At 38.5% G+C, this 11,446-nt stretch carries 11 protein-coding genes; 10 read left to right on the top strand and 1 reads right to left on the bottom strand.

Features of this window, described 5'->3' with window-relative positions; genetic code table 11:
* Positions 1 to 74: 74 nt before the first annotated feature.
* The 9 genes from SIN01_RS12180 to fliT all read left to right on the top strand — a co-directional run bounded on the left by SIN01_RS12180 (position 75) and on the right by fliT (position 10,098).
* Positions 75 to 1,178: an AAA family ATPase gene (locus SIN01_RS12180; RefSeq protein ID WP_141306104.1), complete on the top strand. Its 1,104-nt coding sequence runs from the start codon at positions 75 to 77 to the stop codon at positions 1,176 to 1,178.
* 160 nt (positions 1,179 to 1,338) lie between these two features.
* Positions 1,339 to 3,240 carry a nuclease-related domain-containing DEAD/DEAH box helicase gene (locus SIN01_RS12175; protein WP_010026022.1) on the top strand — a complete coding sequence of 634 codons (1,902 nt, stop codon included), beginning with the start codon at positions 1,339 to 1,341 and terminating at the stop codon, positions 3,238 to 3,240.
* A 248-nt stretch (positions 3,241 to 3,488) separates the two neighbouring features.
* Positions 3,489 to 3,869, top strand: a complete 381-nt coding sequence (locus SIN01_RS12170) for a hypothetical protein (RefSeq protein WP_010026023.1) — start codon at positions 3,489 to 3,491, stop codon at positions 3,867 to 3,869.
* A complete protein-coding gene (locus tag SIN01_RS12165; protein ID WP_010026024.1) occupies positions 3,866 to 5,467 on the top strand; it encodes a hypothetical protein in 1,602 nt (533 codons plus the stop codon). The genes SIN01_RS12170 and SIN01_RS12165 overlap by 4 nt, the downstream gene beginning before the upstream one ends.
* A 174-nt stretch (positions 5,468 to 5,641) precedes the next feature.
* Positions 5,642 to 6,886: a flagellin N-terminal helical domain-containing protein gene (locus SIN01_RS12160; protein WP_010026026.1), complete on the top strand. Its 1,245-nt coding sequence runs from the start codon at positions 5,642 to 5,644 to the stop codon at positions 6,884 to 6,886.
* Between the two features lie 201 nt (positions 6,887 to 7,087).
* A complete protein-coding gene (gene flaG / locus SIN01_RS12155) occupies positions 7,088 to 7,459 on the top strand; it encodes a flagellar protein FlaG (protein WP_010026027.1) in 372 nt (123 codons plus the stop codon).
* Between the two features lie 20 nt (positions 7,460 to 7,479).
* Complete coding sequence (gene fliD, locus SIN01_RS12150) at positions 7,480 to 9,342, top strand: flagellar filament capping protein FliD (RefSeq protein WP_029548251.1); 1,863 nt, start codon at positions 7,480 to 7,482, stop codon at positions 9,340 to 9,342.
* A 16-nt stretch (positions 9,343 to 9,358) separates the two neighbouring features.
* Complete coding sequence (gene fliS / locus SIN01_RS12145) at positions 9,359 to 9,754, top strand: flagellar export chaperone FliS (RefSeq protein WP_047034936.1); 396 nt, start codon at positions 9,359 to 9,361, stop codon at positions 9,752 to 9,754.
* Positions 9,754 to 10,098 carry a flagellar protein FliT gene (fliT, locus tag SIN01_RS12140; protein ID WP_010023802.1) on the top strand — a complete coding sequence of 115 codons (345 nt, stop codon included), beginning with the start codon at positions 9,754 to 9,756 and terminating at the stop codon, positions 10,096 to 10,098. Before fliS ends, fliT begins: the two co-directional genes overlap by 1 nt.
* A gap of 151 nt (positions 10,099 to 10,249) precedes the next feature.
* Here the strand turns inward: fliT and SIN01_RS15095 are convergent, their stop codons facing one another.
* A complete protein-coding gene (locus SIN01_RS15095) occupies positions 10,250 to 10,387 on the bottom strand; it encodes a hypothetical protein (protein ID WP_156031551.1) in 138 nt (45 codons plus the stop codon).
* Between the two features lie 406 nt (positions 10,388 to 10,793).
* Here SIN01_RS15095 and hpf point away from each other — a divergent pair, with 406 nt between their 5' ends.
* On the top strand, positions 10,794 to 11,339 hold the full coding sequence (hpf, locus tag SIN01_RS12135; protein WP_010023804.1) for a ribosome hibernation-promoting factor, HPF/YfiA family: 546 nt from the start codon (positions 10,794 to 10,796) through the stop codon (positions 11,337 to 11,339).
* Positions 11,340 to 11,446 lie beyond the last annotated feature (107 nt).

The raw sequence follows: 11,446 nt of genomic DNA, 5'->3' as shown, positions 1-11,446 counted from the left end.
TGATAAAGTGGCTCACTTTTGATGTGATCACTCTGGCTCAATTTCATATTGACAAAAACAGTAAGTGAGGTACTATGATGATTTCGGATAATTACAAACATCAGTTGGTTAAAGGAACCAGGCAAATAGATCTATCATTAGGACGAGACTCTGAATTTGAAAAATTGGCCCAAGAAATAACCGATGAACAAAACGATAAAGCTATATTAGAATTAATCAAAAATTTAGGAGTGTTATCTAAACAGCAATTTTTACCTAATAAGATTGATCAAAAACAGGAAAAACTTATTGAGATTTTATGCGCATTTCTGGGAGCTTCAAAAGTTGATGGACTATTTCAAACTCTAAAGGAATCATCTAATATTTCTGTAGATGAGATACTCATCCAATTAGATGAACTAGTTGGTTTGGAGCATGTAAAACAACAGGTTCGTGATTTGATTGATTTTAATCAGATACAACAATTACGAGTGAAAAATGGATTGAAAAAATCGAATAAAACCTTACATATGGCATTTCTAGGCAACCCTGGAACAGCTAAAACTACTGTTGCTCGTATTGTTGGAAGAATGTATAAAGCGATCGGTTTATTGAGCAAAGGACAATTCATTGAAGCAAGCAGAACGGATTTAATAGCGGAGTACCAAGGACAGACAGCAATCAAAGTGAAAAGATTAATTAACCGAGCTAGAGGAGGCGTTCTATTTATAGATGAAGCGTATAGTATTACTGAAAACGATCATAGTGATAGTTACGGAAGAGAAAGTCTTACTGAGTTAACGAAAGCTCTTGAAGATTACCGAGATGATTTGGTAGTAATAGTTGCAGGATACACTGACTTGATGGAAAAGTTTTTTGAATCAAATCCAGGGCTAAAATCGAGATTTAATACTTTTATTTCATTCAATGATTATTCCCTTGATGAACTTGTAGAGATATTCAAATACACTTGCAAGCAAAATGACTATAGCGTAGAAGGACAAGCTATTGCTAGTGTTCGTGATTGGTTGTGGGCAAAGTTAGATAAAAAAGATGAACATTTCTCAAATGGACGATTAGTTCGCAATTTATTTGATGACATAACGTTGAATCAGTCGAAAAGGTTGTCCGCACTGAAAAGTGAAATTAGTAAGGAGATGTTACTTTTGTTAATAGCAGAAGACGTTCCAACAACATGAGATGGGCTTTGTAAGACGGAACTCGTATGTTCTCCTAGAGTAGGGCTTGTCCACATTCACCTACTTAAGGTGAAATGATACAAAATTCCTAGTCAAAAGACTAGTGCGTATGCGAAAATTTAATTCCCGAGAGACTATTAATTACTGTGAGGTGTTTAAAATGCCTGTAACAATTATTGAAAATTTTAATCCAAATGATCCTAGAACAGAAGGAGAAAAATATTTATTAGAGGTATTCAGAACAAGTCTTAGATTTGAAGGCTGGACAGTATTTGAACAGCCCCATATTAATTCTATGAAACCTGATTTTGTCTTAACTCATCCCCAAAAAGGTATTTTAATTATAGAAGTTAAGGATTGGAATTTAAACTCTGAGGTATACAGTGAAAATGGTTATATCCGTGGTACCGATGGAATTTATTATAAAAGCAATCCTATAAATCAAGTCGAGTATTATAAAAGAAATATTTTGCATTATCAGCTGCTTTCGAGTGTCGATTTATCTGAAAAGTTTCCACGTTATTTTTCATGTATTGAAACCATTGTTTATTTTCACTATGCAACTAAACAGGCAGCCATGAAATATTGCAATGCTTTTGGAAGCTACACAAAAGTATGGACTAAAATAGATATAGATTATATAGGGAACTTCGCAAATCGTTTAAATCAAAAAGAACATACATATGCATTATCCAGAAACTATTCTAGCTTTTCAAAGAATGGTTTACTTGGAAATTTAGTATCTGAGTTAAATCTACAACTCCAGTATGCTGATTATAACTATGAACGTCGGCAACCTTTTATTTTGACAAGTGATCAAAAAAAGTTAGCTAATTTAAACCCGCGTTCTATTCGTAGATGGAGCGGGGTAGCAGGCTCAGGAAAATCATTAATAATTGCCGAAAAGGCCGTTCAAGCAGCGAAAATGAATAAAAAAATTTTAGTTTTGAGTTTTAATATTACATTAAGACACTATTTAAGAGATCTCTGTAGTCAACAATTCGGTCCGGAAAAATATCAAGGAGAGCGAAAAAAACTTAAATCTCAAATTACTATTAGTCATTTTCATGATTTTATTAAATTGCTTTTGACTGAGCACCAGTTGGACGTAAATTTTCGAGAGGACAATGAACATACGGATTTTGAAAGCTCGCTCCTAAAAACTGCAACTGATTACTTTCGTTCACATCCCATAAAGCCCCATCTTAAATTTGACTATATCTTAATTGATGAAGGACAAGATTTTAAGGCGGATTGGATACGTTTTTTAAAGAACTTTTTCACTGGTAGTGGCGAGTTATTTATTGTATATGATAAATCACAAAATCTATATGGCCATGGCGTATGGATAGAAGACAGTGAACAAATAAAAGAAATTGGCTTTAAAGGAAAACCAGGTCATTTGAAATATACACACAGATTACCAAATAAAATAGTTCAAAAAATTAGAATCATAAGACAGCGATTACACATGGAAGGCGAAGAGATTCTATTAGCTAAACAAGAACAAGAAAGCTTCTTTCAAAAAACATTTTGGTATAATTGCCATCCTCGAACTCGTCTAGAGAAATTACAACAAATTGAGCAACATCTTAGGCATCTATGCGATTCCAACCAATTAGAGGATATCACTATTCTCACAACTAATGAAAATACTGGTGCCGAAATTGTAAAGCACATTAATAAACTTGGGGTCGAGACTTCCCATGTTTATGACTTAAATAGACAACAAGACATAGAACGACGAAAAATTGAAAAGTGGAAATTTCAGGGCGGAACTGGTCGACTAAAAGTTTCTTCTTATCATAGTTTCAAAGGTTGGCAAACACCAAACGTTTTACTTATTTTAGACTCTCCGACAACTAATTATAATGGAGAACAAATCATTATGGGTAATCCACCAATTGAAGCTGTACAGAATGCATTATTTATTAGCATGTCAAGAGTAAAGGGAAGATCTGATAATGGGGTATACACTTTTACTTGTTTAAATTATCTAGCTGAATATGATCCTTTGGAGTCTATTTTTGATGAACAATATGAAGCTGAATTACCATTTTAATAGATTTCAGTTACAATCACTTTTTACCTTGGTAAAAAGTATTGAAACGAAAAGGCTAAAAGCTGATACCGACTAAGGCGGTGGGTTTAGACCCCTCTTTTGGAAAAAAAACAATCATTCACGATACAGGTTTAACCTATGTCATAGATGCAGTCCAACTTATCCCGTTAAAAGATATTGATTGGCTCAAATTAAAAAGAATTTGATTTTTATTATTTGAAAATGAAAACCGTTTAGGAGGAAGATTCATGACTGAATATAGAACTATTGGCAAAATTATTGGTGTAAAAGAAGACAATGATAATAAATTTCAGATTAGAATTTGTGCCACCTCGGAATTTTCAATATGTACTGATAAGATACTGCCGGACAAATCAAATAAAATGTTTAATTCATGGATTCCTTTACAGGGATTTGGGACCACAGAGCAATACGATTGTATTACAAAAGAGAACATGATCTTGCCGCTTCCACAAACAACATGGTTAACGATTAGTTCAGACAAACTATCAAAATTCGTACTAGATCAATACAAGTCTTCAACGTTATTGTTATTTACTATGTTCTATGCGGGCGAATGTAATGGATACGTCATTAAGGGTGTTGAACTAACGGATGATCTGAAATGAATGCAAATACCCAATATAAGCCTTACTGGCCGGAAACAGTGATTTTTTGGGGAGCGGGCGCAACACAAGGCCTTGGAATGTTAATGACGAAACAAATCGGTAATGTGTTCCATACACTATCCGGGTTATCAAATTCAAAGACTAATCAAGTAGATATTGCAACTATTCAAGAAGCGTTACCGGATGCAACGAATAAAATTATTGATGAATTGAAAGATTTCTTGACAATCATTGATTTGAGACAATCAGATACTAAAAGAGAACAAGCAAGAAATAATCTTGGATTTAATGTAAAACGTGCGGAGAGACTTGCCCGTTTGTATGATTGGAATGCTGTTATACAAGTTATCGAACGTTGCCCAGGAATCAATGCCGGGAGCTTAGCACTTCAGGATCTGTATAATTTACTCGATATGCATATCAAGTCGCAGAACGGTATTGAGGTGGATGGTGAATTTATTACTCTTGATCGCTTAATTTCGGCCAGAAGAACAGTTGATATGCTCACTCAACTTTTTCATACAATAAGTTATCAGAAAATGATAAAAGATGACACAAGTAAACACATTTATCGCCAATACTATGGCTTTGCCAAGTTATTGGCAGACCGTATGAAAAGAGAAGGTCTAGAAAGAGCGAGAAAAGGAAATTTGGATTCACGAGATTTTTATTTGTTTAGTTACGCAGTAATATCGATGAACTGGGATCCAATCTTGCTCTGGTTAATATTTAATGCGCATCGAGAAGCTAATGACTCAGCCTTTAGACCCAACATTGGTATGCCACCTCAGCCTATGAAATTGTTTAATGATCTTGCACATTTTATGGCTGTTAGGAAGGTTAATGGCGGTACTCCCGGCGCTTGGTTCCCAATGAATGAAACAGCAGTCCAAAGGCTTAATGATCCGGATCATCATACAGACAGACGAGTAAGGATAGGAAAATTTTACTTTCCCCATGGTTGTCATGGATTTAGACAATGTCCCAAATGTGGCAAGCTAACTTTCTATCTTGGAAATGACTGGACGTTTGATTCGGATAGTTTATTTCCTCCTCAAATCATTCCATCATTATCGCCGAAAAAAGCACGTTCTACTGAAGAGGAAAAGGCAATAAAAGGTGGTGTGTATGATGCAGTTCAGTGCACACATTGCGGACAAATAACAGAAGCTCATCATACACCGTTGGTCATGCAAACCAATTTCAAAGGTGGTAATCCATCATTCATTGAAGAAATTCAGAGTGATATGAAGGTGGCGTTAGAGAAAGCTAAGCATATTATTTTTGCAGGTTATTCTCTTCCGACTGATGATTTTATTTATCGTAGCATACTGGCGGCCCGACACAATATGAAAGGCGCGGTGAAATGCTCAGTTATCGGCTATTCCGAGGGAGCGAAAGACAAATGGTTATACGCTAAGGACATGCAACTCAAAAAGAAACAAGACAATTCCGCATTTATCCAAACATGCCAACGTGTTGCAGATATATTTGGTGTAGAAAATGTACGTGGTTATGCACAAGGGATTCCTAATGTGTTTCTGAAAAATGGACAGGCTGATAAAGGGAAAGTGGAAGAGATGTTAAGAAATTGGTAACTCAGGCAGATAAGTATACTGTTAAAAAATATGAAAAAATATCCTAGTCTGCTAAACATCTTTTTCCTAATGACGATATATAGATTGTAAGGCGGTTGGGAAGGCGCCTTCCCAATCGCCAAAATACTATTCCACATGGACGTGGGAATTCACAATTCAGGGAGGAAACAATTTATGATTATCAATCACAACATTGCTGCGTTGAACACACTCAACAACTTGAGCAAAAACACAGCAGCAACTCAAAAATCTCTTGAAAAACTGTCTTCAGGTCTTCGTATCAACCGTGCTGGCGACGATGCTGCAGGTCTCGCAATTTCCGAAAAAATGCGTGGGCAGATCCGTGGGTTGGACATGGCAAGCAAGAATGCTCAAGACGGCGTTTCTATGATTCAAACTGCTGAAGGTGCTTTAAATGAAACTCATGATATTCTTCAGCGTATGCGTGAGCTTGCGGTTCAATCTTCAAACGATTCGAACACTTCAGAAGATAGAAAGAATATTCAAGATGAAATCGTTCAATTAGGAAACGAAATTGATAGAATCGGCAATCAAACAGAATTCAACACCAAAAAATTGCTGAATGGTCAAGCAGGCGCAGCACAAACTGCTACTGCAGGAACTATTGTAAATTCTGGAAATTTGGGTACTGGCGTAGGTGATGCAACTACGTTGGATAGCTTAGTAGACAAAGCGGGAAATAATCTGGGAATTGCCAATGGTGACACGATTACTGCTACTTGGTCTGTAAATGGTTCACAAAAAAATGCTACGTTTGCCGTAACCGATATCACTTCCGATGCTTTGTCTGACATTACTGATGCAGTAGCAACTGATGCTTCAGTTACTTCAGCTGCTACTGCTGCTGGTGTTACTACAATTACTGCCGCAGGTACGGGAACAGCTGGTCAAATCAATGGTTTTTCTATTGAAGTTAAATCATCAACCGGTGAACGTAAAGAAGCTGCTTCTAATGCATTGTCTAATTTTGCAGAAGGAACTCAAGCAAAAGACGTTCGCACTGACGGATCATCTACATTCCATATTGGTGCAAATGCCGGGCAGACAATTAATCTGTCTATTGAAGATATGAGAGCAACAACGCTTGGTGTTAATAATCTACAAGTAGGAACCCAAAGCCAAGCTGAAACGGCTGTTAAAGTTCTTGATCAAGCTACTCAGAAAGTTTCTGCTGAACGTTCAAAATTAGGTGCATACCAAAACCGTCTGGAACATACAATCAATAACTTGACTACTTCATCAGAAAATCTAAATGCTGCTGAATCACGTATTCGTGACGTTGACATGGCCAAAGAAATGAGCAACTTCACGAAGAACAACATCCTGAATCAGGCCGCTCAAGCAATGCTTGCTCAATCGAATCAGCTTCCACAGGGTGTTCTTCAACTCTTGAGATAATTAATTTAGAATTGATGGAAATAATTTTTTATAGCAACTTTAAAGACGAATCTCTTAATTATTAGGGATTCGTCTTTATTTTAATAAATGTATTCTTAAAGCTTGAGATTTGGTGGAATGTAAAGAAGAATTCTAAACAATTTATTAACGATACCGATATTTAGAATAGAAGAAAAAGTTGCAGCTTTGGGAGGGCTGGGCATGTACGGCGATATTTCACTTGATGTAGATTTGCAGAATCAGGTTAATGGAATAAATTCATCACAAAGGGATATACAAACAAATCAAGCACATAACCAACCAAATGGAAATCAGAATATTAAAGAGGAGAGAACCTATCCGCCTTTTAACAAAGGACAATTGGATGATTTGGTCACAGAAGCAAACAAGCTTTTAAATCCAGCATTAACAGAGATGCGCTACGTACTTCATGATAAATTGGACAAGTACTATGTGCAGGTCGAAGATGCTAAGACACATCAAGTGATTCGAGAAATCCCACCAAAGAAGTTTATGGACATGTATGCAGCTATAGCCGAAAAACTAGGGTTAATTGTTAATAAACGAGTTTGATAGATTAAGAGGTGAACAATATGGCGGATTCAAGTTCAAGTGGTGCTTCAATAGATTCAATAAATAGTATGATTGGCGCAACGAATTCCAATCGTGTAAGTGGTCTTGCTAGTGGTATGGATATTGATAGTATAGTAGCTAAATTAATGACTGCAGAAAGTCAGCCGCTTATTCAGATGCAGCAAAATTTGCAATTGACGGAGTGGCAGCGCGATGATTATCGATCGATGAATACTTTACTTAGCAACTTACAATCAACAACACAGACGATGAAGTTGCAGAGTGCTTTTTTAGCAAAGACGACAGCATCGAGTAATCCAAGCGTAGTGACGGCAACCGCGGGTGCAACAGCAGGAAATGTAACCTATACATTATCTAATGTTACGATGGCAACATCTGCATACAATATTGGCGGAGAAATTCCTGTCGATGAAGGCTTTGATTCAAGCCAGAGTTTATATCTCATGCAATCCAAACTTACAGACGGTGTGGCTTGGAAGAAAAATCCTATTGCAAACGAAACAATAAAAATGTCATCAGACGGAACTATGGCGCAATTAGCTCATGGTGGAATTGATAAAGATAGTGCATCAACTGTTTTGGTGGATTCTGAGGCATACACGATTGTAGACTCTGTATCAGGACTAGGCGATACATCGGGAAACAGAGTCTACATTGATAAAATAACAGGGGCACTACAATTTAATCATACAATTTCAAAGGACGCTACAATTACAGCAAGCTATGATTATGATTCTGTTAATTTTAAACTATCAACCTATAATCAAAGTGGAAATAAGGTAGATAAGGAATTCGACTTTGATGCAAACACATCATTAGATAAAATTTTGTCTACGATTTCTTCTTCATCTATTGGAGTTAGTGCTTTCTATGATCCAGTCAAACATCAAGTGTCGATGACAAGAACGGATACAGGAAGCATGAATCCAACGGATGGTCCGGAAATTGAATTTAATGACAGCACTTTTTTAACAAATACACTGAAGATGACTCAGGCAGTAGTAGCTGATGGTAGCGAATCAGATGTACCAGGAGAACATGGTGGTACAGATGCTGAATTCACCGTGAATGGCCTCAAAACGACTCGTCATTCTAATACTTTTGCCCTTAGCGGTGTGACCTTCACATTGCAGGGCAATTCGACGGATCCTGTGACTTTGAAGGTTAATAATGATACGGATACTGTATTTAAATCAATCTCTGACTTTGTCGACCAATACAACGACACAATCAAACAAGTTAACGACAAAATATCTGAGAAACGCAATCGCAGCTATGCTCCGCTTACTGATGCTCAGAAATCGAGTATGAAAGACTCGGACATTACCAACTGGACCGACAAAGCGAAGTCGGGCATGCTGGCCAATGATAGCATTCTCAGCAGTGCGCTGAGCAAGCTCCGTACCAATCTGTATTCACCGGTGAGTGGAACGAGCAATTCGAAGATGGATCAGCTTACGGAAATTGGGATTACAACGAGTAACAATTATCTTGATCATGGCAAGTTGGTGATCGATGGAGACAAGCTGAAAGCAGCGATCAGTACTAATCCTCAAGCGGTCATGGAACTGTTCACGAAAACCGGGGACACGACTTCGGAACAAGGGATTATGCAACGGCTAAACACGACGTTAAAGAATACGATGGATCGGATTGAGGATAAAGCCGGGAACACGAGTATGACCTATACGCAGTATTCGATGGGCAAATCGATTGATGATATGAATGACCGGATTGATGCGTTTAAGTTGCGGCTTCAGGATATTCAAACGCGCTACTATAATCAATTTGATGCGATGGAAGCGGCGATTAACCAAGCGAATAGTCAGGCGGGGTATTTGCAACAATTTATGGGACAATAAGTAAGGAGGGTCAGCAATGCCAGCAAGTGCATACAAATCTTATCAACAAAATTCAGTCCTTACGGCGACTCCGGGAGAGCTGACCTTGATGCTCTATAATGGATGCATTAAGTTTATTCGTCAAGCGAAACTGGCAGTGGAGCAAAAAAAAGTCGAAGACAAAAACACATACATTCAGAAAGCACAGCTGATCATTCGCGAACTGATGGTAACGCTTGATCAAAAACAGGACGTAGCCAAGAGTATGATGCAGATGTACGACTACATGAATCGTCGCTTGATTGACGCGAACATCAAGAATGATGCGTCAATTTTAGATGAAGTGGAAGGCTATGCGGTTGACTTTCGCGATACATGGAAGCAAGTCATTGAAATCACGCAGAAGAATCAGCCGAAGCGGGATCGCGTGTGATGGTACTTCAGAGGATTTACGATCTTTCATTTGAACTTGAACAGCTTGTGAGTGGCTACACGCGTGAGGCGCGTGATCCGTTTCTTGCAGAGCTGCAGCAAGTGCTTGATCAGCGTGAAGGCTTGCTAAACCAGCTTCCGGCCAGCCCGAGTGAAGCGGAACGAGAATTAGGTAAACGCGTTCAGGCAATCAATCGGCGGATTGACGGACCGCTTAAGCGGATTAAACAAGAAATAGCTCGTGACATGAATCAATTCCGTCAGCGCAAACAAACCGTAAATCGATACCGAAACCCATACACCGGTCCAACCAAAGACGGAATGTTTTTAGATAAACGAGAGTGAGGATCACCGCATACGCCGGTGATTTTTTCTTTTGCACTAATATTCCGCACATTCATATACTGAGATCATTGAAATGATTTGGGCTCGTTTTTCGCTACATAAACAAAACGCCCACCCGCTGTGGTGAGCGGATGGACGCATTCGGTGCTAGTTATTCGGCAGCAACTGCTTCGCCTTGGTTGTCTGTATTGAGACTTGCGAGGAACTGCAAGTAATTGTACGTTGATTCTTTTTCATCTTCATTGAGCTTTTCGAACAATTCGATGATTTCTTCCTTTTTGACGGACATGGTCAAAACCCCTTTGATGAGATATGGTCAATGTCAGTTCTATAACCGATACGTTATAAATTAAATCCAAGCTAATGTGAGATTATCTGACAACGAATAAGCTGTCCTCGTTTAAGAAAAAATTGGAAAAGCTGCGGCAAATGATGCAGTTTTTCTTGTTTGCGTTACTATTATATGAGCTATTCCCAGCAGGGTCAATACAATTAAGTGCTTTTGTACGCTTGTGTTTAATTGGAATATTGCATGTGATTAATACCTTTTATGCATTAATGGGTTGCGTGGTTTAAGCGGCTTTCTTTGTCGAAAAGTTATAAAAGAACGTGTAATTTGTAAGAAAACTTTGTCTGTGTGGCAGGAAATCGAATTGAAATGGCGAATCTATATAGTATTGAAGGGAGGCTTTCTCATGGATCTTATTATTCGCGGAGAGAACATCACGGTGACACCTTCTTTGCAGGATTATGCAGAGAAGAGAATCAGCAAACTTGAAAAGTACTTCAATGAGCCGATTAAGACGAGCGCACGGGTGAACTTGCGTGTGCACAACACGGATCAAGTGGTCGAAGTGACGATTCCGCTTCAAGGCCTTCTCCTAAGAGCTGAAGTGGGTGAGGAAGATCTTTATACAGCAATTGACGGTGCGGTTACCAAACTGGAACGCCAGATCAAGAAGCATAAGACGAAGATCAACCGCAAGAGCCGTCAAGGGTTGCGTCAGGCGGTTCAGAACGCAAGCAGCGATATAACAGCAACGAAGCCGACTGAAGAAGATACGCTCGACGTTGTCCGCAGAAAGCATTTTGTGTTTAAGCCAATGACTGTCGAAGAGGCAATCCTGCAAATGGATATGCTCGGACATTCCTTCTATGTGTTTAACAATGCGGAGGATAACTCAGCCGCAGTGGTCTACCGCCGCAAGGATGGACGGTACGGCTTGATTGACCAAGTGTAACCAAGTTGATTAGCATAAAATAAAGAAGAGATTCGCCGAGGCGAATCTCTTCTTTTTGTCAGGATAGAAAAGTATATGATTATGCCCCATCTTCAAACCAATAGACT

Origin of the sequence: Sporolactobacillus inulinus, from assembly GCF_006539285.1 — a bacterium.
Taxonomy (GTDB): Bacteria; Bacillota; Bacilli; order Bacillales; family Sporolactobacillaceae; genus Sporolactobacillus; species Sporolactobacillus inulinus.
The sequence above is the reverse complement of the archived record's forward strand: the minus strand, read 5'-3'. Positions and strand labels throughout refer to the sequence as shown.

Excerpts from the sequence above, each read along its gene's own strand:
- SIN01_RS12180 (WP_141306104.1), top strand. The coding sequence starts at position 75 with ATGATGATTTCGGATAATTACAAACATCAGTTGGTTAAAGGAACCAGG.
- SIN01_RS12175 (WP_010026022.1), top strand. The coding sequence starts at position 1,339 with ATGCCTGTAACAATTATTGAAAATTTTAATCCAAATGATCCTAGAACA.
- SIN01_RS12170 (WP_010026023.1), top strand. The coding sequence starts at position 3,489 with ATGACTGAATATAGAACTATTGGCAAAATTATTGGTGTAAAAGAAGAC.
- SIN01_RS12165 (WP_010026024.1), top strand. The coding sequence starts at position 3,866 with ATGAATGCAAATACCCAATATAAGCCTTACTGGCCGGAAACAGTGATT.
- SIN01_RS12160 (WP_010026026.1), top strand. The coding sequence starts at position 5,642 with ATGATTATCAATCACAACATTGCTGCGTTGAACACACTCAACAACTTG.
- flaG (WP_010026027.1), top strand. The coding sequence starts at position 7,088 with ATGTACGGCGATATTTCACTTGATGTAGATTTGCAGAATCAGGTTAAT.
- fliD (WP_029548251.1), top strand. The coding sequence starts at position 7,480 with ATGGCGGATTCAAGTTCAAGTGGTGCTTCAATAGATTCAATAAATAGT.
- fliS (WP_047034936.1), top strand. The coding sequence starts at position 9,359 with ATGCCAGCAAGTGCATACAAATCTTATCAACAAAATTCAGTCCTTACG.
- fliT (WP_010023802.1), top strand. The coding sequence starts at position 9,754 with ATGGTACTTCAGAGGATTTACGATCTTTCATTTGAACTTGAACAGCTT.
- SIN01_RS15095 (WP_156031551.1), bottom strand. The coding sequence starts at position 10,387 with ATGTCCGTCAAAAAGGAAGAAATCATCGAATTGTTCGAAAAGCTCAAT.
- hpf (WP_010023804.1), top strand. The coding sequence starts at position 10,794 with ATGGATCTTATTATTCGCGGAGAGAACATCACGGTGACACCTTCTTTG.